Source organism: Luteococcus sp. Sow4_B9 (genome assembly GCF_052116585.1).
GTDB lineage: Bacteria > Actinomycetota > Actinomycetes > Propionibacteriales > Propionibacteriaceae > Luteococcus.
This window is the reverse complement of record NZ_JBQKKT010000011.1, coordinates 54,476-76,608: the sequence shown is the minus strand read 5'-3', so window position 1 is coordinate 76,608 and position 22,133 is coordinate 54,476. Positions and strand designations below refer to the sequence as shown.

23 protein-coding genes are annotated in these 22,133 nt (G+C 66.7%); 4 read left to right on the top strand and 19 right to left on the bottom strand.

Annotation, left to right across the window (positions count from 1 at the left end):
- Positions 1–81 precede the first annotated feature (81 nt).
- The gene (locus tag ACTQ49_RS08780; protein WP_441827462.1) at positions 82–642 is read left to right on the top strand and encodes a DUF4870 domain-containing protein; all 561 of its coding nucleotides are present in this window, start codon (positions 82–84) and stop codon (positions 640–642) included.
- A gap of 17 nt (positions 643–659) precedes the next feature.
- Here ACTQ49_RS08780 and ACTQ49_RS08775 read toward each other — a convergent pair whose 3' ends face one another.
- Positions 660–1,595: a GNAT family N-acetyltransferase gene (locus ACTQ49_RS08775; protein WP_441827461.1), complete on the bottom strand. Its 936-nt coding sequence runs from the start codon at positions 1,593–1,595 to the stop codon at positions 660–662.
- Positions 1,596–1,634: 39 nt separating this feature from the next.
- Here ACTQ49_RS08775 and ACTQ49_RS08770 point away from each other — a divergent pair, with 39 nt between their 5' ends.
- Entirely contained in the window at positions 1,635–2,288 is a 654-nt protein-coding gene (locus ACTQ49_RS08770; RefSeq protein ID WP_441827460.1) for a cation transporter, read from the top strand.
- A 121-nt stretch (positions 2,289–2,409) separates the two neighbouring features.
- Complete coding sequence (locus tag ACTQ49_RS08765) at positions 2,410–3,285, top strand: HpcH/HpaI aldolase/citrate lyase family protein (protein WP_441827459.1); 876 nt, start codon at positions 2,410–2,412, stop codon at positions 3,283–3,285.
- A 93-nt stretch (positions 3,286–3,378) separates the two neighbouring features.
- On the opposite strand, the gene ACTQ49_RS08760 is transcribed toward ACTQ49_RS08765, so the two are convergent.
- From ACTQ49_RS08760 to ACTQ49_RS08740, 5 genes are all read right to left on the bottom strand, one after another.
- Entirely contained in the window at positions 3,379–5,430 is a 2,052-nt protein-coding gene (locus ACTQ49_RS08760) for a M3 family metallopeptidase (RefSeq protein ID WP_441827458.1), read from the bottom strand.
- Between the two features lie 34 nt (positions 5,431–5,464).
- A complete protein-coding gene (locus ACTQ49_RS08755; protein WP_441827457.1) occupies positions 5,465–6,088 on the bottom strand; it encodes an L-threonylcarbamoyladenylate synthase in 624 nt (207 codons plus the stop codon).
- Between the two features lie 27 nt (positions 6,089–6,115).
- Positions 6,116–7,003 (bottom strand): hypothetical protein, encoded by an 888-nt coding sequence (locus ACTQ49_RS08750; RefSeq protein ID WP_441827456.1) that lies wholly within the window; start codon positions 7,001–7,003, stop codon positions 6,116–6,118.
- Entirely contained in the window at positions 6,996–7,934 is a 939-nt protein-coding gene (locus ACTQ49_RS08745) for a hypothetical protein (RefSeq protein WP_441827455.1), read from the bottom strand. The genes ACTQ49_RS08750 and ACTQ49_RS08745 overlap by 8 nt, the downstream gene beginning before the upstream one ends.
- 133 nt (positions 7,935–8,067) lie before the next feature.
- A complete protein-coding gene (locus ACTQ49_RS08740) occupies positions 8,068–8,454 on the bottom strand; it encodes a pilus assembly protein TadE (protein WP_441827454.1) in 387 nt (128 codons plus the stop codon).
- 155 nt (positions 8,455–8,609) lie between these two features.
- Here ACTQ49_RS08740 and ACTQ49_RS08735 point away from each other — a divergent pair, with 155 nt between their 5' ends.
- Entirely contained in the window at positions 8,610–9,842 is a 1,233-nt protein-coding gene (locus ACTQ49_RS08735) for a pyrophosphate--fructose-6-phosphate 1-phosphotransferase (RefSeq protein ID WP_441827453.1), read from the top strand.
- A gap of 111 nt (positions 9,843–9,953) precedes the next feature.
- Here the strand turns inward: ACTQ49_RS08735 and ACTQ49_RS08730 are convergent, their stop codons facing one another.
- The 13 genes from ACTQ49_RS08730 to ACTQ49_RS08670 all read right to left on the bottom strand — a co-directional run bounded on the left by ACTQ49_RS08730 (position 9,954) and on the right by ACTQ49_RS08670 (position 22,131).
- A complete protein-coding gene (locus ACTQ49_RS08730) occupies positions 9,954–11,003 on the bottom strand; it encodes a YhjD/YihY/BrkB family envelope integrity protein (RefSeq protein WP_441827452.1) in 1,050 nt (349 codons plus the stop codon).
- 108 nt (positions 11,004–11,111) lie between these two features.
- On the bottom strand, positions 11,112–13,979 hold the full coding sequence (gene gcvP / locus ACTQ49_RS08725) for an aminomethyl-transferring glycine dehydrogenase (protein ID WP_441827451.1): 2,868 nt from the start codon (positions 13,977–13,979) through the stop codon (positions 11,112–11,114).
- A 21-nt stretch (positions 13,980–14,000) separates the two neighbouring features.
- Complete coding sequence (locus ACTQ49_RS08720; protein ID WP_441827450.1) at positions 14,001–14,570, bottom strand: MerR family transcriptional regulator; 570 nt, start codon at positions 14,568–14,570, stop codon at positions 14,001–14,003.
- A 208-nt stretch (positions 14,571–14,778) separates the two neighbouring features.
- The gene (locus ACTQ49_RS08715) at positions 14,779–15,243 is read right to left on the bottom strand and encodes a bifunctional nuclease family protein (RefSeq protein WP_441827449.1); all 465 of its coding nucleotides are present in this window, start codon (positions 15,241–15,243) and stop codon (positions 14,779–14,781) included.
- Between the two features lie 66 nt (positions 15,244–15,309).
- A complete protein-coding gene (ftsR, locus tag ACTQ49_RS08710) occupies positions 15,310–16,035 on the bottom strand; it encodes a transcriptional regulator FtsR (RefSeq protein ID WP_441827448.1) in 726 nt (241 codons plus the stop codon).
- Complete coding sequence (locus ACTQ49_RS08705; RefSeq protein WP_441827447.1) at positions 16,035–16,535, bottom strand: FHA domain-containing protein; 501 nt, start codon at positions 16,533–16,535, stop codon at positions 16,035–16,037. The genes ftsR and ACTQ49_RS08705 overlap by 1 nt, the downstream gene beginning before the upstream one ends.
- A gap of 188 nt (positions 16,536–16,723) precedes the next feature.
- Positions 16,724–17,110 (bottom strand): glycine cleavage system protein GcvH, encoded by a 387-nt coding sequence (gene gcvH, locus ACTQ49_RS08700; RefSeq protein WP_441827446.1) that lies wholly within the window; start codon positions 17,108–17,110, stop codon positions 16,724–16,726.
- A gap of 91 nt (positions 17,111–17,201) precedes the next feature.
- Complete coding sequence (locus ACTQ49_RS08695) at positions 17,202–18,059, bottom strand: DUF881 domain-containing protein (protein ID WP_441827445.1); 858 nt, start codon at positions 18,057–18,059, stop codon at positions 17,202–17,204.
- A gap of 100 nt (positions 18,060–18,159) precedes the next feature.
- Positions 18,160–18,492, bottom strand: coding sequence for a small basic family protein (locus ACTQ49_RS08690; RefSeq protein WP_441827492.1), 333 nt, complete (start codon positions 18,490–18,492; stop codon positions 18,160–18,162).
- 94 nt (positions 18,493–18,586) lie between these two features.
- Positions 18,587–19,375 (bottom strand): DUF881 domain-containing protein, encoded by a 789-nt coding sequence (locus ACTQ49_RS08685; protein ID WP_441827444.1) that lies wholly within the window; start codon positions 19,373–19,375, stop codon positions 18,587–18,589.
- 1 nt (position 19,376) lies between these two features.
- On the bottom strand, positions 19,377–19,991 hold the full coding sequence (locus tag ACTQ49_RS08680) for a CDP-alcohol phosphatidyltransferase family protein (RefSeq protein ID WP_441827491.1): 615 nt from the start codon (positions 19,989–19,991) through the stop codon (positions 19,377–19,379).
- Positions 19,992–20,005: 14 nt separating this feature from the next.
- On the bottom strand, positions 20,006–21,274 hold the full coding sequence (locus ACTQ49_RS08675; RefSeq protein WP_441827443.1) for a glycosyltransferase family 4 protein: 1,269 nt from the start codon (positions 21,272–21,274) through the stop codon (positions 20,006–20,008).
- A complete protein-coding gene (locus tag ACTQ49_RS08670) occupies positions 21,271–22,131 on the bottom strand; it encodes an LpxL/LpxP family acyltransferase (RefSeq protein WP_441827442.1) in 861 nt (286 codons plus the stop codon). The genes ACTQ49_RS08675 and ACTQ49_RS08670 overlap by 4 nt, the downstream gene beginning before the upstream one ends.
- Positions 22,132–22,133 lie beyond the last annotated feature (2 nt).

Genomic DNA, 22,133 nt, shown 5'->3' with positions numbered 1-22,133 from the left:
GACCCCGAGCGGGCCCTGAACCCACCCTGGTAACCCATGGGATCCAGGCCACGTCGGCCTTGGAGAGGGCACCATGGTGCCATGAGCAACCACGCCGGACCGGACCGTCCTTCCTTCGAGGCCCCCACGAATCCGTGGGAGGTGTCCACCTCGCAGCCCGCTGGTGCCCAGCCGCAGAATCACGAGGCGTACAACCAGTGGAATCCGGGCCAGCAGCCCCACCCGAGCCAGCAGCCCCCCACGTCCCCCTATGGCACGGCGTACCAGCCGGCAGGGGCCCAGGCGATTCCACCGGATGACCGAAGCGCTGCTGCCCTGGCACACGCGTCCACCCTCATCTCGATGGTGATCAGCGCGGGGTGGCTGAGCTTCGTGGGGCCGCTGGTGATCTGGATGCTGTACAAGGACAAGTCGCCCTATGTCCGAAAGGCGGCCGCAGGTGCATTCAACTTCAACATCTGGGTCAACATCGCCATGGTGATTGGCTGGATCCTGACGCTGACGATCATCCTGGCGTGGATCGGCATCCCGCTGATGATCTTCGCCGCCATCCTGCAGGTCTTCGCCCACGTCCGCGCCTGCCTGCGGGCACTCAATGGTGAGGAGTACACCTACCGCAAGCAATTGCGGATCCTCACCTGAGGGTCAGCGCCGCAGTCTCACCGGAGCATCCGGTAGTGGTAGCGGTGGTGTTCCGCGAAGCCCAGTGACTCGTAGAGGGCAATCGCAGCGGAGTTCCCGGCCTCCACCTGAAGGTGGCAGTAGCTGGCTCCAAGATCCCGGGCCCTGACCATCATCGCGATGGTCAGGGCCTGCCCATGTCCGCATCGTCGCCGGTCGGGCCGCACGAAGAGACCGGACAGGCAACCCCAGTCGCGCACCACCGCGAGTCGCCCGCAGGCGCTGGGCTCAGTCTCCCCCACCGTGGCGTAGTGCGCCTCGGCGGACGTGAGCACCGGCAGCCGCCCGGGGTGCTCCTCCCCCTGGACGGACAACCAGCGCTCGTCGGGGACGGAGGTCCAGCGGATGCTGTTGGTGGAGTGGCTCGGGGCCGGCTCCACATCGAGCACGGTCAGATCGGCCACCATGACCAGGGACGTGGCACCGCGCTCCCAACGTCGATCCGCCAGCAGCCGGTCCAGTTCCGTCGTTTGACCCGCGCGGTCCCCCGGCCTGGTGGCGAGCTGGAAGCGCGGCGCGAGGCCCTGCTCGCGGTAGAAGCCGACCACCTGGTCGATGGCCAGCGGCAGGGGGCGTTCCGGGTCCCCCGTCGGATGGCAGGAGTTCGCTCGCCGGGAATATCCCAGGCCCACGTGGAGCGTCCAACCGCCCATCCGGACCACCCGGGTGCCAGGCCACGACTCGTCGGCCAGCCGGACGAGGTCATCGACCGACGAGGTGGGCCGCACCACGCGTGGTGGCACCTTGCGCATCGCAGTGACCTCCTGCCGCGGAATGGTCACCGGGCCCCTGCCCAGGGGCAGCACGACGATCGACTCGTCATCAGCTCGCACCAGGTCGCCGACGAGGTCTGATCGGCTCCCGTCGGGAGCAGTGCGCCGCAGTGAGACGCGCAGGGGCTGTGCGGAGTGCATTGCACCAAACTACCCAGCCGAAGCGTACCGTGGTGCCACGTGTGTACATCTGAACTTCCCGGGGCCGATCTGGACGCGGATCCGGATCTGAAGGCCTCGCTGCGCAGGACCGTGGTCCTGGTGGCCCTGCTCAACCTGGCCTACTTCTTCGTCGAAGGGGCCGTTGCCCTGGCCATCGGATCGGTCAGTCTGTTTGCCGATTCGGTCGACTTCTTCGAGGACTTCGCGGTCAACAGCCTCATTGCCCTGGCGCTTGGTTGGAGCATCCAGAAGCGCGCTGTCGCCGGCAAGGTGATGGCCGGCATCATCCTGCTCCCAGCGATCGCCGCAGTGTGGCAGGCCGTGGCCAAGTTCCAGAACCCGGAGCCTCCGGCAGTCCTCTCGCTCGTGCTGACGGCGGGAGGAGCAGTCGTGGTGAACTTGGCCTGCACCTGGATGCTGGCCCGCTGGCGCAATCATGGCGGTTCCATGACCACGGCAGCCTTCTTGGCTGCCCGCAATGATGTCATCGCCAACATCGCGATCATCGCCATGGGACTGGTCACCTGGTACACGAACAGCGGCTGGCCGGACATCGTGCTGGGCCTGCTGATCGTCGCCCTGAACGTGACGGCGGCCAAGGAGGTCTGGGAGGTTGCGGAGAGCGAGAGCCTGGCAGCCCGGGCTCTGGCGGGCGAGATCGACGACGACTGACTGCGCAGGGTGATCTCACCCGATGGAAGGTCTGTTGACGTCGAGAGATCAACGCTAGGCTCCGTCCAGGCAAGGACGCCCGGCGTGGGCCCTTGCGTCCGGAATCGAGAAAGGCACGCACGTGACCGACACCGTCACCTTTGGTCCAGACCTGGCCCGTTCCTGGCTGCTCGTCAATGGCCTGCACACCGATCGCTATGAGCACATCGGTGAGGCGGACGTCGTCGTACTGGACATCGAGGATGCGGTGGCCCCCGCCCACAAGGAACAGGCGCGTGCCAATGTCGTGGAGTACCTGACCTCGGGGGACCACCATGCCTGGGTTCGGATCAACGGGTTCGGCACCGAGTGGTGGGAGGGCGATTTGAAGGAGCTTGCCGGACTGCCCGGACTCGACGGCATCTTCCTGGCCATGGTGGAAGGACCGGAGCACGTCATCCGCACCGCCAGTCTGCTGCCCGACGGCATGCCGATCGTTGCGCTGGTGGAGACCGCTCGCGGGATCACCCACCTGCCGCAGATCGCCGCCAGCCGCAACACCTTCCGTCTCGCCTTCGGCCTGGGTGACTTCCGACGCGACACCGGTTTCGCCGATGATCCAACGACGCTCGCCTATACCCGGAGCCAGTTCACCATCGCTTCCAAGGCCGCGGGACTGCCCGGGGCCATCGACGGGCCCGCGGTGGGCGCCACCGGCGTCGCGCTGGCCACGTCGGCCGGAGTCACGAGCCAGTTCGGCATGACCGGCAAGATCTGCCTGATGGCCGAGCAGACGCACACCGTGAACGAGATTCTCTCCCCCAGCATCGATGACATGTCCTGGGCTCTGGACTTCCTGGCCGAGTTCAATGAGGCCGGAGGCGAGATCCGCAACGGTTCGGACCTGCCTCGCCTGGCACGGGCGAACAAGATCCTGTCCCTGGCTCGTTCCTTCGGGATGACACCTCCCGACGGTTACCACCACTTCCCCGCTCCCAGCGACACCTACCACTGCTGATCCAGCGCACTTCCCCGGCAGGATTGCGGGGCCAGGCAGGCGAGAACCTGCCTGGGCCCCGCAAGCTGTGGGCAGCAGCCTCTTCAGGGCCCGTCAGGCCAGCCCGCGTCGAACCAGCAAGGGCTGCAGGTCGGCGTCACGTCCCCGGAACTCACGGAAGCTGTCCAGGGGATTGCGCGAGTGCCCGGTGGACAGCACCGCCTCGCGGAAACGATCGCCGTTGGCCCGGGTCAAACCACCATTCTCCCGGAACCACTCAACGGTGTCGGCATCCATCACCTCGCTGAAGATGTAGCAGTAGTACTTTGCGTCGTAGCCTCCGGAGAAGGTGTGCGAGAAGTAGCAGCTGCCGTAGCGGGGCGGCACCCACGGATTGGCCAGCCCCACCCGCTCCAGAGCCTGCTGTTCGAAGAGCTGAACGTCCTGCACCACGTCGTCGGCGGAAATCCTGTGCCACTCCTGGTCCAGGAGCGCTGACGCAAGGTACTCGGTCGTCGCGAAGCCCTCATTGAAGGTGCTGCTGGTTGCCATCCGTCGCAGCACTTCGGGATCGATGGGATCGCCCGTCTCGTGGTGCCGGGCATAGTGGTTGACGACCTCCGGCCAGGTGATCCACATCTCGTTCACCTGACTGGGAAACTCGACGAAGTCCCGGGGAACGTGGGTCCCCGACAGGCTGGGGTAGGTGACATCGGAGAGCAGTCCGTGCAGAGCGTGCCCGAACTCGTGGAAGAGGGTGGTCACCTCGTCCAGGCTCAGCAGCACGGGCTCGCCCGGGGCTGGCTTGGGCACGTTGAGGTTGTTGCAGACCACCGGCAGCTCGTCGAAGAGCCGGTTCTGTTCGACCAGGTTGTTCATCCAGGCGCCGCCCCGCTTCGAGTCGCGGGTGAAGACGTCCAGGATGAACAGCCCCAGGGTGCTCCCGTCGGCATCCTTCACCTCGAAGGCACGCGCCTCCTCGTGGTAGGTGACGATGTCCGGCCGCGCCGTGAACGTGATGCCGAAGAGTTGAGTGGCGGTCCAGAAGACTCCGTCGTGGAGCACCCGCTCCAGCTCGAACCACGGCCGGAGCTGGGCCGTGTCCACCTGGTGCTCGGTGGAACGCACGCGCTCGGCCCAGTAGGACCAGTCCCACGGTTCCAAGGGGTGAGTCGGCTCGCCCACTGACGCCTGGTGTGCGTCGAGGGCCTCCTGCAGGATCTGGGCCTCCTTGTGCAGGTTCGCGAGAGCGGGTCCAGCCAGCGGATAGACCATCTCGTCGACCGCCGCGAGAGTGCGCGCGGTCTGGTCGGCCAGGGCAGCAGACGCGTGGTTCGGGTGGCCGAGCAACGCGGCACGCTCCGCTCGCAGGGCGGTGATGCGCAGCACCAGCGCACTGGTGTCGTGCTCATTGCCGCGGCGACACCGTGCCGTTGACGCCTGGTGGATGCGGCGCCGGCTCTCGCGGCGGACCAGCTGCGCGTTGTAGGGGTGGTCACTGAACAGGGTGTGGGTGACCAGCCATCCGTCCAGCCCACGGTCCCTTGCGGCCTGGGCACAGGCCGAGAGCTGCCCTTCGTTGAGGCCGTCCAGCTCGTCGGCGCTGGTGAAGGGCACCGCCGATTCATTGGTGTCGGCCAGCAGTTTGCGCTGGTAGTCGGTGGTCAGCCGGGAAAGTTCTTGGTTGAGCTCGCGCAGGCGAGCCTTCTTCTCCTCCGGCAGGCCGGCCCCGGCCAGCCAGCTGCGATCATGGGTGAGCTTCACCAACTGCTCGGTCTCCGGGTCCAGATCCAGCTCGGACAGCTGCGAGTGGACGATTGCGATGCGTTCGAACAGGTCTGGGTCGAGCAGAACGGCATCGGCGTGGGCCGCCAATCGGGGTGCGAGTTCGGCGTCGAGCTCACGGAGTTCCTCGGTGGAATCGGCCGCCACCTTGTTGGCCAGGATGCGGCGGGCATGGTTCAGGACGCGGCCGGATCGCTCCAGCGCGATCACCGTGTTCTCCACGCTCGGCGCGTCGCTGTTGCGGGCGATCGCCGCGATCTCCTGCTCGTGGTGCGCCATTCCCTCCTCGATGGCCTCCCGATAGTGCTGGGGAGTCAGGGAACCGAAGTCGGGCAGGCCGAAGGCCCGCTCGGAACAGAAAGTGAGTGGGTTGCTGGGCATGAGCTCCAGCCTAGGTGACACCCGGGGCCCACCGTCACTCCACAAAGGGGGCGGGGTCGCCGGTCCCGTCACGAACCACCTCGACGCCATCGCCGGTGAAGTCCACGACGGTGGTGGGGCCGGCGCCGACGTCACCGGAGTCCAGCACCAGGTCGATGTCGTGACCAAGCTCGTCGGCGATCTGCCAGCCCTCGGTCATGGGGTCGTCCTGGTCCGGGAGGATGAGCGACGATGATGTGAGGGGCTCCCCCAGCTCCGAGAGGAGCGCGAGCGCGGTGACGTGGTCCGGAATCCTGACGCCGACGGTCTTCTTGCGCGGGTGCAGCATCGCTCTGGGCAATTCCCGGGTGGCACGCAGGATGAAGGTGTAGGGACCGGGGGTGTTGGCCTTGATGGCCCGGAATTCCCAGTTGTCCATCTCCACCCACTGCCCCAGCTGGGCAAACTCGCTGACCACCAGTGTGAAGTGGTGCTTGTCATCCAGCCTGCGCAACCGTTTGATGCGGTCGATCGCGTCCCGATTGCCCATCTGGCAGCCCAAGGCGAAGCCGGAGTCCGTCGGGTAGGCCACCAGTCCCCCATCGCGAATCACTTGTGCTGCCTGGGCCAGGGCACGGGGCTGGGGGTTGTTCGGGTGGACGTCTAGGTAGCGGGCCATGGAGGGAGTCTAGGGCCCCGAGCGCGGTCAGGACAGGCCCTTCGAGGCGTGGCCGTGGCCGGATGTGTCATGCCAGAGCACCTCGTACAGTCCCCAGGGCACATCGCGCGCCACCACGTTGACGGTCTGGGCTGGCTGCACCGCACTGTTGCGCAGGATCGTGCCGTCCTGGACCACTCGATGCTCGATGGCGTCGGGGATCTTCCCCTCGAAGTGGATGGCGAAGATCAACTGGCCGACGGTGGTGGGCACCCGACGGGTGATCCGGTCGATGCTTCCTGGTGGGCCCTGCCAGGCGAGCCGGTACTCGATCTGCACCAGCTCGCCCCTGCGCAGCGGACGGTCGAGTACCACCTCCACCAGGGCAACCCCGGCGACGTCCACGATCTCCACCGCGCCGATTCGGCAGGAGCGCAGTGCTTCGACGTCGAGCAGCGTGGCGGAGTCAGAGGGTCGTGGTGCAAGCATCACGATGGATTCGACCTGAGGGTCGTCTGCGCGGTGGAGCTGGCGACACTCACGCACCATTCGACCGCGCTCTGCCGACAGGTGCACCAGTTCGATCAGTGACAGGGCTTCGCTGTGCTTGCCCAGGTCAAGCCCGAGTCGCGTCGTCACTTCCTGCACCGCTGCCAGGTCCTCGACGCCCACGCGCGGCAGCCACGAACTGTCCGTCGGCCCGGGCAGGGTACTGGTGAGGTGGCCGGGTTCCAGCCCCAGGATCTCTTCCAGATGCTGTACCGCCAGCCGGGACTTGCGCCGGGCGGGGCGGGACCTGCCCGTGGTCCAGTAGCTCAGCGTTGCTGCGGACAGCGGCGTGCCCCGGGAACGGAGTTCGGCGCTGATCTGTTCCAGGGTCGCGGGATGCTCGGCCACCGCCTGCGCCAGGAGGAGGGAGAAGGTGGTCTCAGTCATGCCCACCCCAGGTCCATCGAAGGAGATGTGTGCCAGCCGGCGCATCCACGAGGCAGACCTGTACCTGCGGGCCTGGCGCAAGCTCCTGCACCAGCCGTTCCGGGGGGTTGTACGGATCGTAGGCATAGGGACTGGTCTCGTAGGTCACCCTCTCCGGGATACGTTCCGGAAAGTCCGCCTCCAGGACCATCATGCCCACCGTCCCCGGTCCCACCCGCTGGATGTCGCTCTCGGTGCAGGGCGGCTCATCCTCCCAGCGCAAGGAATAGCTGCGAAGATATCCCTCGCCCCGGTTCACGGAAGTCTGCAGGATGAGCTCAATCGCCATCAGCCCGCGTTCCTCCAAGGGGATCACGCGCCCCAGCTCGCAGCCCCACATGGCCTCCACGAACGGAACCTGGTCCCCCTCGGCCATGGCCTGCGGTGAGGTTGGATTCAGGCCGTAGAGCAGAGCCGTGCGCTCCAGGCCGTCCACCGTGCTCTCCATGACCTCGCTGGTTTCCTCCAGGCGCGTCCGCCCAGCGTCGAGGATGCTCACGCGGTCATGGATGTAGTGGGTGATGCTGGGGCCATGGATCGCGATGCCCAGCCGCTCGAGTAGTGCCTTGTCCCGATCGGACATCGGCAGGGCTGCGAGGAAGTCCCAGCGGCTGAACGCATCGGAGGGCAAGGCGGAGGAGAGCCGCCCCACGGGGAGAAGCAGGATCTCCTCCAGATGCGCGATGGCTTGCAGCGAGCTCTCCTTCGAGGGAAGGGAACGACCACGTTGCCAGTAGCTCAGGGTGGCCAGCGAGACCGGTGTGCCCGCCGAGCGCAGCAGCCGCCGAATCTGCTCCAGCGACAGGCCGCGCCTGCGAATGGCTGTGGCCAGGAGCTCCGCGAAGCGCAAGTCCAGCTCGTCCTGACCGGGCGTCATCTCGATGTCAGACATTGAGGACTCCTCTCAGAGGTCGACGGAAGACGAACCACCGTCAGGCTGGGCATCGATCTGGGCTGGACGAAGAACCAGACTACGTGCCTGTCCAAGACGCGAGGGTCCGCCATGCCGAAGCCCTCCAGCAAGCTCAGACGCGCCGAAGCTCACCCGATGCAGAGCCAGTCACCGGTAGTTCACGAACTCCGATCAGTGACAGGAAGGTGGTGCCTGCGGCCGATCTCGTGGTGACGGTCATGACACCTGCCTGGGCGGTGACATCGCCCTGGACATCGGCGTCGGTCAGAGCACGTCTGGCTGCTGCAAGGCCCTCTGCCGTACCGTCGCGGCCGATCAGGCGCTGGGCTGCGGTGGCATCCGTGCCCTTGCGCAGCGCACTCGCCGCCGCCACCTCCGCTTCTCGATGGGCGCGCACCCGTGCCGTCCCGTCCACGACGAGTCCCGCGGTCAGGAAGACCGCCATCATGGCGGTGGCCGTGAAGACCGTGAGGCTGGAACCACGTTCGTCCCGATTCATGGCGAAACTGTCTCACCGGCTGCACAGCTATGGCCAGCGGACGAATGGCCATGTCGGTGTGCCATTTCGAGCGCGCTGGCCCGCCCCGTGCCGGTGTGGTGAGGCGGGTTTGGCTAGGCTGACGGTGTCACATCTTCGAGGAAAGGTCCGACCCCATGGTCAAGAAGGTTGCCCTGCTCACCGCCGGTGGCTTCGCCCCGTGTCTGTCATCCGCCGTCGGTGGTCTGATCGAGCGTTACACCGAGATCGCCCCTGATGCGGAGATCATCGCCTACAAGCATGGCTACCAAGGTCTGCTCAAGGGTGACTTCTACACCGTCACGCCGTCCGTCCGCGAGAATGCGGCCGTGCTGCACCAGTACGGTGGCTCCCCAATCGGCAACTCCCGCGTCAAGCTCACCAATGCCGCTGACCTGGTCAAGCGCGGCCTCGTCCAGGAGGGCGACAACCCCCTGAAGGTGGCGGCGGACCGTCTGGTGGCCGATGGCGTCGACGTCCTGCACACCATTGGCGGCGACGACACCAACACCACGGCGGCTGACCTGGCCGCCTACCTGCACGAGAATGACTACGAGCTCACCGTGGTGGGGCTGCCCAAGACCATCGACAACGACGTCATCCCGATCAAGCAGTCGTTGGGTGCCTGGACGGCAGCCGAGCAGGGCGCCGGCTTCGCTCGCAACATCATCGGCGAGCACAACTCCGGTTCGCGGATGCTCATCATCCACGAGGTCATGGGCCGCAACTGTGGCTGGCTGACCGCCGCCACCGCCGCCAAGTACCGTGAGTGGCTCGACAGCGTCGAGACCTGGGTTCCGGAGATCGGCCTGAGCAAGGAGGCCTGGGATGTCCACGCGGTGTACGTCCCCGAGGCAGAGCTGGACCTGGCTGCCGAGGCCGAGCGTCTGAACAAGGTGATGGACGAGGTGGGCAATGTGACCATCTTCCTGTCCGAGGGCGCGGGACTCGAGTCCATCATCGCCGAGATGGAGAAGGCCGGCGAGGAGGTGCCGCGCGACCCCTTCGGCCACGTGAAGCTGGACAAGGTGAACCCCGGCAAGTGGTTCGGGGAGCAGTTCGCCAAGCTGCTGAAGGCTGAGAAGGTCATGGTCCAGAAGTCCGGCTACTACAGCCGCGCCGCGGCCGCCAATGACGCCGACCTTGCCCTGATCAAGCAGTGCACCGATCTGGCCGTGGACTCGGCTCTGGCGGGCAAGCCCGGAGTGGTGGGCCAGGACGAGGAGGCTGGCGACGTGCTGAGCACCATCGACTTCAAGCGCATCAAGGGTGGCAAGGCCTTCAACATCGACGAGCCCTGGTTCGTCGAGATGCTCGAGACGATCGGACAGGGCGCGCCCAAGCCGGTCCAGCACCTGCCCGAGCACTGACCAGCTGCGCGACTGCCATGCGACAGTCGCGGATGGCCGACAGAAGGCCCGTTCCCTCCCCGGGAACGGGCCTTCGTCGCTGGGCAGGATGCCGAGCTCACGGGTTGGTGCTCAGCTGTGGCGCCGCAGGCCTCGCCGTCGCCGGTGCTCCGACTCGAGCCGCTTGGCCTCCTCTCGTGCGAGCTTCTCGCGTTCCTTGGCCTTCTCGTCCCTCAGGCGCGCTGCCTCCGCCGCCTCCCAGTGACCGGGCACGGTCATGACGTCCGAGCGACGACGCAGCGGCAGGTCCACCTCCGAATAGCGTCGGGGAATGGCGGGCTGGTAACTGGTGGCGATCCAGGCGGCCGCAAAGAGGATCAACCGAGCGAACAGGTTGAAGAAGAGCATCACGATGATGATGTTGCCGAAGACGACGGTGGACAGGCTGCGGCTGAAGACCTCGATGACCTGGGTCGTGCCGTACAGCAGGGCTGTCATCGCCACGCCCGACATGAGGGAACCCTTGATCATGTCCTTCATGGGCGCGCGGTACTGCGGCAGGACGTGGAAGAGGAACCAGAAGAGCAGGCTGGACAGTACGACCGTCAGCAGCATGGCCCCCAGGGTCAACAGGTCCGCCACGCCCGGGGTCTGCTCGATGCCCAGCCAGCGCACCACCCGATCGGCAAAGTTGCCCGACAGGGTCACCACCGTAAAGGAAACTGCCAGGGCTCCGATCAGTGCCAGGAAGTAGAGCAGGTTGACGAAGCGCTCCGCCAACCAGTTGCGCCCCGGGGGACTCATGTCGAACTCAGGCCGCCACTGGGCGCGCACCGCACCCCGCAGATTGCCCATCCAGCCCGAGCCCGAGTACGCCGCGGCAAAGACACCGATCAACAGGACGGTGCGCCAGTTGTTCAAGGCACGTTCGATCAGCCGGATGGCCTGGTAACCGCCCGCAACGGCCCCAACCTCACGCACGGCCACGTCCTTGAGCTGAACCAACCAGTCCGGGCGAAAGACCGTGAGCATCCACCCCAGGAAGCTGAACGCGAACATCAGCGCAGGAACCAGGGTGAGCACCGAGAAATAGGTGATTCCGCCAGCCAGCTGGTTGCCCATCCGGTTCTGGAAACGGTCGTTGGCGCGAATGAGATGGGCTGACCACGGCGTGCGCTTCAACCACCGCCACAACCGCACAGTCGCACCTCCCCGGTTCGATGATCTATCGACAACGAGGGTAGCCGCACCGTGCGCACGACAAGGACCATTGGCGCACGGTGCCGGGCATCAGTCCTGGAATTCCTCGATCGGGGGGCAGGAGCAGACCAGATTGCGGTCGCCGTAGACCCCGTCGATGCGGGCCACGGCCGGCCAGTACTTGTCCTGTCCGGAGCCCGCGATCGGACCAACGTGACGACCCGCCGGGAAGGCAGCCTCGGTACGGCTGTAGGGGTGGGTCCACTCGTCGGCAGTCACCCGGGCCAGGGTGTGGGGTGCATTGACCAGGGGGTTGTCCTGCACGTCCCACTCCCCCGACTCCACCTTGGCAATCTCCTCGCGGATGCGGATCATCGCGTCACAGAAGCGGTCCAGCTCGTACTTGCTCTCGCTCTCGGTGGGCTCCACCATCAGCGTCCCGGCCACCGGGAAGCTCATCGTCGGGGCGTGGAAGCCGTAGTCAACCAAGCGCTTGGCCACGTCGTCGACGCTGATGTGGCTTGTCTTGGTGATGGGCCGCAGGTCGAGGATGCACTCGTGGGCCACTCGACCGTCGGCACCCGTGTAGAGCACCGGGTAGTGACCGGCCAGGCGCTTGCCGATGTAGTTGGCGCCGAGCACCGCGGTCAGCGTGGCTCGACGCAATCCCTCGGAACCCATCATCGCGATGTAGGCATACGAGATGGGCAGCACCCCGGCCGATCCGTAAGGTGCAGCTGCCACCGGCCCGTAGGAGGTCGCCGGACCGGCCTGGGGAACCAGGGGGTGGTTGGGGAGGTACGGAGCCAGGTGCTCGCGCACCGCCACCGGCCCGACGCCGGGACCGCCGCCTCCGTGCGGGATGGCGAAGGTCTTGTGCAGGTTCAGGTGACTCACGTCGCCGCCGAACTGGCCAGGCCGGGCCAGTCCCGCCAGTGCATTCATGTTGGCGCCGTCGACATAGACCTGTCCCCCAGCCTCGTGCACCAGGCGGGCGAGCTCCCCGATCGTGTCCTCATAGACTCCGTGGGTGGACGGGTAGGTGACCATGATGGCCGCCAATTCCTGAGCGTGCTTGTCCACCTTGGCACGCAGGTCATCCATGTCGATCGAGCCGTCATCCAAGCTCTTGACCACAACCACCTTCATGCCGGCCATGGCGGCGCTGGCAGCATTCGTGCCATGTGCCGATGCCGGAATCAGGCAGATCGTGCGCTGATCGTCGCCATTGGCCAGGTGGTAGCTGCGGATCGCCATCAGACCCGCGAACTCGCCCGCGGAGCCGGCATTGGGCTGCAGACTCACCCGGTCATAGCCCGTGATCACCTCCAGCCACCGGCACAGCCGGTCCACCAGCTCTTCATAGCCGCGGGCGTCCTCGGCGGGGGCAAAGGGGTGCAGATTGGCGAATCCCGGGTAGCTGATCGGCTCCATCTCGGCGGCGGCGTTGAGTTTCATCGTGCAGGACCCGAGCGGGATCATCCCCTTGTCCAGCGCGAAGTCGCGGTCGCTGAGCGCGCGGAGGTAGCGCAGCATCAGCGTTTCGGAGTGGTAGCTGTTGAAGACCGGGTGCAGGAGGTAGTCCTCTTCACGGTCGTGGTCTGCAAGGTCACCCAGTCCCTGCCGCTCGTCCAGGGTGGCACCCAGCACCTCCGCGACGGCCTCGAGGTCGGTGATCTCCGTGTCCTCACCGATGCTGATGCCCAGGTGGTCGTCGTCCACCAGGCGCAGATGCACACCCCGCTCCCGCGCCTGCGCAACGAGTTGCGTGGCGCGACGCGGCACGGCAACGGTCAGTGTGTCGAAGAAGTGTTCCCCGGCCAGTTCCAGGCCAGCATTGTCCAGGGCCGCCGCCAGCATCCGGGTCCGGCCATGGATGGTGTCCGCGATCGACCGCAGCCCGTCGGGGCCGTGATAGACGGCATACATCGACGCCGTGACCGCCAGCAGCACCTGTGCCGTGCAAATGTTGCTGGTGGCCTTCTCTCGACGGATGTGTTGTTCGCGTGTCTGCAGGGCCAGTCGGTAGGCGGGGGTTCCGTCCGCATCCACCGAGACACCCACGAGACGGCCGGGCAGCGAGCGCTCCAGTCCTTCGCGGACGCTGATGTAGCCGGCGTGCGGGCCACCGTAGAAGAGCGGAACGCCCAGGCGCTGGCTGGAACCGACGGCGATGTCTGCACCCCAGGATCCAGGGGATTCCAGGCGGGTGAGTGCCAGCAGGTCTGCGGCGGCAATGACCGTGGCGTTGTTCTCGTGGGCCTTCTCGGCAATGGAGGTCAGCTCCTCCACCGGCCGAACGAGGCCGGATGTGCCGGGAACCTGCACCACGACGGCGAAGGCCTCGTGCTGCTGCAGCCCCTGCACCAGGTCCTGGGCCTCCACGACCTGCCAGCCCAGAGCCAGGGCTCGCGTGCGGACAACAGCTGCGGACTGCGGGAGCAGATCCGCGTCGAGCAGCACCACATTGCCCTTGCGAGTGGTTCGACGGGCCACGCCGACGGCCTCCGCCACTGCCGTCGCCTCATCGAGCAGCGAGGAGCCGGCCGTCGGCAGCCCGGTCAAGTCACTCACCAGGGTCTGGAAGTTGAGAAGGGCTTCCAGACGGCCTTGGCTGATCTCGGGCTGGTAGGGCGTGTACGCCGTGTACCAGGTGGGGTCCTCCAACACATTGCGCCGCACCACGGCGGGAGTGATCGTGCCGTGGTAGCCCATGCCGATCATGGCGCGTCGGGGGCGGTTGCGTTCGGACAGCGTGCGCAGCTCGCTCAGCACCTCCTGCTCGGTCAGGGCCGGCGGGAGGTCGAGCTCACCATCGTGACGGATCTCCTCGGGCAGCGCCGCTACGAGATCATCAAGTTCGGACAGGCCCAGCAGGGCCAACATCTCGTGCTCTTCGGTGGTGTCGGGACCGATGTGGCGGTTGCTGAACAGATGTGCGGAAGGCTGCGTGACCATGAGGTCACACTAGCGGCTGGATCACACTGCCCGGAGAACAGGGCGGACGGATTCGGCGGTCTGAGAGGCGGAGGACGGCGTCTCCTCCGCTCGTTCCGTGGGCAGGACGCTCAGCGTCCCTTCGATGTCGCGCCACACACCGCCCAGCGCGATGGCAAACATCCCCTGACCGCCCCGCAACAGGTCGACGACTTCATTGTCAGAGGTGCACTCGTAGACCGAGACGCCGTCGCTCATCAAGGTCACCTGTGTCAGGTCCTCGACGCCGCGCTGGCGCAGGTGCTCGATGGCGATGCGGATCTGCTGGAGTGAGATGCCTGCGTCGATGAGGCGCTTGATCACCTTGAGCAGCAGCACGTCGCGGAAGGAGTACAGCCGTTGGGTGCCGGACCCCTCGGCCCCTCGGATCTGGGGGGTGACCAGATTGGTGCGGGCCCAGTAGTCGAGCTGCCGGTAGGTGATGCCGGCTGCCTTGCAGGCGACGGGGCCCCGGAAGCCGAGGTCCTCTGGCAGCGGGGAGAAGTCGCCGTCGAAGAGTGCCTCCTGGGACGCAGGCACGGCGGTGGTGTGCTCGCTCGACTGTTCCTGCACGTCCTGCCCCTTCTCCCCGATCGGGCGATCGGTTTCGCCCGGGCCTCCGTGGCCGTGGTCATGACGGTAATCGCTGTGGCGACGGCTCGGCAAAGAACACGCCGAAGCCCGTCGCGACTCTCAGGAAGACCTTGAAACTTGCCGTGACTAGGTGTTTTGATCAGGGCAAGGGGTGAAGCCCGGGTTGAGTGTGGCGGCTGACAAGTGGTTATGACGCTTCGAAGTCATCCGGGTTGACCGCATCCAGGAACTGTCTGAATCGCTCCACCTCGTCCTGGCCGGGTTCGTCCAGCACCACCCCCACCTCCTCGAGCAGTGACTCGGGCGCGGTGATCACCAGACGACTGCGAACTGCCAGTGCCACGACATCCGAGGGACGAGCCGAGACCACGTGGCCGTCCACCTCGAGCTCCGCCAGGAAGACTCCGTCGCGCATCTCCGTGATCCGCGCCTGGACATCCTCATGGCCGAGTCTGCTGAGCACTTCGACGAACAGGTCATGGGTCAGTGGCCGGGGCGGCTGGAGGCCCTCCATCGCATTGGCGATCATGGCCGCCTCACCTGCCCCGATCCAGATCGGGAGCACGCGCACCCCGCCAGACTCCTGCAGGAGGAGGATGGGCGCATTGGACGGTTGGTCGACACGTACACCGAGCACGTCTAGTTCCCGCATGGCCTCAGCCTAACGCGTGGTCGACGAGCCGTGCCCCAGCACCTCGTCGCGTCGGTTCGCGAGACTTCAGCGCTGGATGAGCGAATGCATCATCGCGGCGTGCGCGTGGACCACGAGTTGCGTGACCTCGCGGGCTGCCTCGGCGGCCTCCGCGCTCGGCCGACGGAGGAAGGGCTGGACGGCCTGTTCAACCAGGCCGGCCTCCCGCTCTGCCGACTGCTTGATGGCCCTGAGGTGACGCGAGTCCATGCCGTAGAGCTGGAGCTTGCGCGCCACCACACAAATCGTCAGCGCCTCCCGGCCGTAGAAGCTGGACTGCCTGCGGGTGGTGACCAATTGCTGACGCTCGAGGTCGATCAGGACCGCTTCGCTCAGGCCAGAGGCCGAGAGGAGCTCTCGACGGGTCAGTCGCAGTGGCTTGCGCGTGGCCGACTGCGAACGCTCCGGGGCGGCTGCATCGGTGGTCGGCTGCAAGGGGACGCCCACGACAGGAGCGTCGGCCGCGGCCGCGGATGCAGGCGCCTCCAGATTGGGCGGCTGCTCACCGCGATCCATCAGGTCCAGATGCTCCCGGATCACCTTGAGCGGCAGGTAGTGGTCGCGCTGTACCCGGAGGATGTAGCGGAGTCGGTCGATGTCACCCTGAGAGTACCTGCGGTAGCCGGAGGGGGCACGCTCGGGCGACAGGAGCCCTTCGCTCTCGAGGAATCGGATCTTGGAGATCGAGACATCGGGGAACTCAGGTTTGACGACCGCCAGCACCTGGCCGATCGAACGGTGCGGCTGTGGCATCAGCGCAGACCAGGCTCGCTCACGAAGAAGATCATCCGGAACTTGCCGATCTGCACCTCGTCACCCTGACGAAGCATCGCCTGGCCGTCAACCAGCGTGCGGTTCACGTAGGTTCCGTTGAGGCTGTTCTGGTCCGCGACATGCCAGTTGCCGTCGACCAGCGTGAACTTCACGTGGTGGCGGGACACGGTGATGTCGTCGAGGAAGATGTCCGAGTCGGGATGGCGGCCAACGGTGACCTCATCGTTGTCGAGCAGGTAGCGAGCTCCGGCACCGGGGCCACGCTCGACGATCAGCAGGGCGTGCTCGGCGGGCAGGGCGTTGACGGCGGCCAGGTCATCTGCACCGAGCTCGAGGCTACCGGTGTTCTCGGTCACGACCGGGATCATGCGCGTGCTGTCGCCACCAGGGGCGGCATCGGGCGCCAGGCGCTCACCACAGTTCGAACAGAAGTTCGCGTCAGCTGCGAGCGGCGTTCCGCATCGGGGGCATTCGACCATTGATCTGCTCTCCATCTGCAGGGTGCATGTCCCTCGATCATGCACCCAAGCTCATTTGTCACACCGGGGACGTGCACGGGCCCAGTTGTCCAGGGGTCCTGGGCCCGCGGGGGATCCACCATGACCGACCGGACACTGGCCGGTGGCCTTCCCCACATTCTGTCAGTTCGGGCGTGTCGCCCGCAGCATCACTCGCCGACGAGTTCTGCGTACGCGTCGGAGTCCATCAGGTCATCGACATCGGACTCGGCGGACAGTTCCACCTCGTACAGCCAACCATCCCCGTAGGGATCTCCGTTGACCGTCTCAGGGGAATCGGCCAGGACGTCGTTCACGGCTGTCACCACCCCGGCAACCGGGGAGAAGACGTCCGAGACACTCTTGGTGCTCTCCAGCTCTCCGCAGGAGTCACCCGCAGCCACCTCTTCCCCGACCGTGGGAAGCGAGACATAGACAATGTCCCCCAGAGCCTCCGCGGCATAGTCGGTGATCCCGATACGGACGGTGCTCCCATTGCCCGCACGCACCCACTCGTGCTCTTCGCTGTACTTGAGGTCCTCGGGAAAACGGGTCATGGCAAAGGCTCCTTCACAAGGTCTCCCGGACCATTTCCGGGGCTGGCGAACTTAGCCTAACGCGCTCTGGGCGACCGCATGGCGTAGGGGCTCAGGCGGGCTTGGCGAAGTCGGGGGTCCGGGGCTGGTGGAGCGTTGTGACCTGGACCTGTTCCAGCCGGCTGATGAGGACGTGTCCCCCCACCTGTTCAGCCTGGACCTGACTCACCAGGCCGCCCCGGAATCTCGCGCCCTCCTCGAGGGCATGCTCATCGCCGATGACGTCGAGCGTGTACGGCGGATGGACTGCCGTCCCGTCGACGACCAGTGAGTCTCCCCGGCGCCCGAACCAGGTGCTGGCCACCACACGGACAGAGTCGTTGACCTCGATTGCTTCCGCACCGGCGTCACGGAGTTCCTCCACCGCGTCGAGCATCAGCTCGGGACCCACTTTGCCCTGCGGATCGACGATCGTGATGCGAACGCCGGGCCCACTGGCCGCCACAGTCCCCGCGATGATGCCGAGCTGGTCAAGTCGCTTCTGGTTCTCCGCGGCCGCAACCCTGCGGGCATCAGCACCGGTGGCGAGTTGCTCCCTGGTCTTCTCCAGAGTGCTCGCCTGTTGGGACAGACGGGCCTGTTCTGCATTCAGCTGGTCCAGCAACTGAACCAGGTCGGAGCGCCGCATCGAGGAGTAGGTGTCGTCCGCCCCCTTCGCCCGGACCTGCATCACGGTCAGGATGCCCACCAGACACAGGACCAGGGCCATCATGAGCTGGCCGGAACTGGGCCGGAAGAAGTCGCCCAGGATCCGGTCCCAAGCGGGATACTCGGCCCGCAGACGCTCCGGCCGGGTCCTTGCGGGCTCATCAATCCCGTGCTCGCCGACCGTGCGCTCACCGGAACGCGACTCGCCGGCCCGGGTGCTGGCCTCCAGCCGTGCGCGCCTGCGCGCTGCGCGACTCGTCATGGGGTCGGGGCGGTGACGCTGGCCTCCTGGGTGGCGCCGGGGACGGCGCGCCGTGTCCCGGCCACTCGTCTCGGGCCCACTCATCTCAGGCCCACTCATCTCAGGCATGGATCAGGGCTCTGCGGATGGCGGCCGAATTCGTGAAGATCCGGATCCCCAGCACCACCACGACGGCAGTGGAAAGCTGGGAGCCCACCCCGATCAGGTCACCGATCCACACGATCATGGCGGAGATCAGCACATTGGACACGAAACTCACCAGGAAGACCTTGTCCGCGAAGGTTCCCTCGAGATACGCGCGCAGCGCGCCGAACAGCGCGTCCAGGGCCGCGACGATCGCGATGGGCAGGTAGGGCTGCAAGGCCGTCGGCAGTGTGGGCTCCAGCCAGAAGCCGATGGCGATCCCGGCCAACAGCCCCAGAATTGCGATCATCGTCATGCCCCTTCCAATGCGTCCCCGCTTGTTCCCCCGCCGTCCAACCCCCGGCAGTCCAACCCCCGGCGGCCCAGTCCCATGCTCGGCCGCCTCACCGTTGTGCCCGGGCTACCCCGGTTCCCAGCCCGGGGTCGGCCTTGAGCCGCAGCTCGTCGGACACGGTCACCTCATAGGACAGGCGATAGTTGTCCTTGAGGAATGTCCACCAGTGTCCCCCGTCGGATTCTGCGAGAGCCGAACCCAGACTGCGGGGATCACCGACGGCCTCGACCCGGTAGGGGTGGTTGAGGGAACGATAGTCCACGGTGATGGCGGAGCCTGCGGAACGGATCGCCGTGCGGACCGTGATCCGGTGCCCGTTGACGGCCACGGCTTCTGCGCCCGCCGTCCAGAGACCGTTCACGAGTCTTCGAAGATCCTGGTCGGTGACCCGCGCGGCGTCACTGCCCACGAGTTCGGGGGCGTCGTCCACGACCACCACGATGCCGGGCCCAACGACCGGCTCCATTCCGGCCATTGCGGCAAGCTGCCGGGTCTGCTCGTCCTGGACCGGAAGTGCGTCCGTCCTGAGCCGACCCACCTCGTCATCCAGTTGAGTGACGCGATGGCGCAAGACGTCCTGTTCCCGTTCGGCCGCCTGGATCCGGTTCACCAGATCGTTTCGTTCGGCCTGGGCCTCGGGTGCGTGCCGATTCGTCTGGAGTGCGGCGATGGCCAGGAGACATGCGGCCATGGCCAGCCCGACCAGTCGCAGTCCGGGTCGTGGTGCAGGGGTGCGCCCATCACGACGCACCGACAGGTATTCGGGATCCAGTGCAGTGCGCTGGAGGTTGGTGAGCAGGTCCATGCTCGCGTCGGGTCGGCGCAGTGGCTCCGACATGTCAGCCGATCCTGCCGGAGCGAGACACCCGCGGCCCCTGCATCAGGTGCCAGGTCTGTCGCACATAGAGCAGTCCCGCCCACCAGTAGAGCGCGGTGCCCCAGATGGCAAAGGACCAGCCGGAGACACGGGCCGCCAGTGCCCATGCCGTGCCCCCCGCGCCCAACAGGACCAGTGGGAAGGCGTAGAGCAGACAGAAGGTGGCTGCCTTGCCGATCAGGTGTACCGGAAGACTCGTATAGCCCCTGGTGCGCAGCAGGGGCACCAGGCACACCAAGAGCAGGTCTCGCGCCACCAGCAGGACCACCAGCCACCACGGGATGATGTCCCGGATAGCCAGGCAGATCAGGGTTGAACCGATGTAGAGCCGATCAGCGATCGGATCCAGCATCTGCCCCACCCGTGAGGTCTGGTGCCAAGCTCGGGCCAAGTGGCCGTCCAGCCAGTCGCTGAATCCCGCGGCCATGAGCAGAAGCACGGCCCACCGATCGGAATGCGGGCCCAGGATCAACCACACGAAGAGTGGAACCCCGAGCAGACGCAGGAAGCTCAGCGCATTGGGCAGGGTGAGGACGCGATCGGTGTCGTAGCTGGCTCCCTCGGATCCGCCGCGCATCGCATCGTCCGCACTCACGGGCCCAGCCTAGGTGATCTTCGAGAACGTCGGCTGCCGGGAACCAGACCCCTTGGCTGCCGGGTTCGGGAGTGCCGGGCCAGCTGTGTGGGCATGTCGTCCAGGAAGGCGTGGCGCGCCAACCCGTGGTTGGCGGGGCGCGCAGGCGCCTCCACGATGGCTTGCTGGTAGACCTCTTCGATACGGGGACCCAGGACCTGCCAGTCGAAGGCTTCCGCGCGGCGCCTGCCGCGCTCCAGGTGCAGGTCACGCGGTTCGGCGAGACTCGCCAGCACGGCACGCGCGCAGTCCTGCGGACTGCCGGGCGTGAACAGGTGCGCGATGGGCCCCGACTCGTCGGTGACCACCTCGCGGAAGGCAGCCAGGTCAGAGGCAACCACCGGGGCCCCCGAGGCCATCGCCTCCAGCAACACGATGCCGAAGCTCTCGCGACCCAGCTGGGGGGCCACATAGCAGTCACTGTTCGCGAGCACCCGATTGCGGCCCGCATCGTCCAGGGCGCCGAGGAAGTCCACTCCGGGCACATCCCGCGCAGCCCCGTGACCAACGACGAGCACCCTCAGGTCCGGATAGTGGTCCCTGATGTCTGGCAGGGCATCCAGCAGCACGGAGAGGCCCTTGCGAGGCTCTTCGTAACGGCCGATGAAGGTGATGGTGGGCCGGGCGCCACCACGCCACCGACCGTGACAGGCTTCCAAGGGATGATCGACCACATCGATGCCATTGCCGATCACGGTCGAGCGCAGACCGCTGTAGCGCTCGGAGACCTCTGCGGCGGTGGAGGAGACGGATATTGCCTCATCGATCCGTTCCGCTGCCTGCGGCAGGACGCGGTAGGCGAACTCCATCGCCAGGGAACCGGGAGTTGCCGTGTGGAAGGTGACGACGACCGGCAGCTGCGTCTGCCCCAAGGCCAGCAAGGAAACCGACGGTGTCATCGGTTCATGCAGGTGCACGAGGTCGAATCCGCCACGGGTCAACCAGTTGCGCACCTTCAGGGCCGCGTGCGGGCTGGCATTGACCCTGGCCACGGACCCGTTGTAGGCCAAGGGAATGGCGGGTCCTGCCGTCGTGAAGACGTCCTCGCAGAGTCCCGCGGCTCGCAGCGCCGCCGGATCTGCCCGGCCGGGAGCCAGGATCGCCGGTTGGTGCCCCTGGGCGGCCAGCCATCCCGCCAGGCCCATGACGTGGTTCTGCACCCCACCGGCCCGTGTGAAGGAGTACGGGCAGACGATCCCCACCCGCAGGCGGTTCGCACCGTTCATGCGGCCACCACCCCCGGAAAGAAGCGTTGCATCATGTGCCAGTCCTGCAGGTGCGCCAGGGCTTGGGCGCCGAAGAAGTCGGCGAGTTGCTGATTCATGTCCTGCACCGGGTCCTGGGCCCCGGGGCGGGGCCCCACGGGGTCACCAATCACCATCCGCATCCGGGGTCCCTCGTAGTGGCAGGCGACGCCGAACAAGGTGGCTCCGGTGCTCAATGAGAGGTGGGCCGCACCGGCTGGCATCTTGACCTCCACTCCGCCCGCGGCGGTCGGCCAGTGCACGGGCGTGCCTCCGGGGCCCAACTTGCGGTCGCTCACCAGGCACACCATCCGCCCATCCTGGAGGTCGGCCGTCAGACGCGCGAGGACATCACCGTCCCGGTGGCCGTGCACCGTCATGCCGAGGCGGCTGCGAACACCCACATACCAGGCGAACTCGTCGTCGGGCAGTCGCTCCGCGACGGTGGCCACGGGGAGTCCATTGAGGCAGGCCCAGCTACCCGCCAGATCCCAGGAGCCCATGTGCGGTAGAGCAACCACCGCTCCCCCGTGGCGGTGACGAGCGCGCAGGACGGCCAGCGCATCCTCGTCCACGAGGACCGCAGAGCGGATCTGTTCCTCACTCCAGTGCCCCAGCCGCGCGGTCTCCATCACATTGCGCGCCCAGCTCTGTGCGGCCCGACGGGTGAGGTCCCCACCGGGTGCGTGCCCAGCGAGCGTCGTGGCATTGGCCTGCCACTGGCGCAGCCCACGTGGCGGCTTCAGCGCGGCCGCGCAAGCACCGAGACGCACGGCTGGCCGCCAGACGGCCTCCGGTGTGCGCCCCACCGCGTCCAGGGCAGCCGTGGTCCGCGACACCT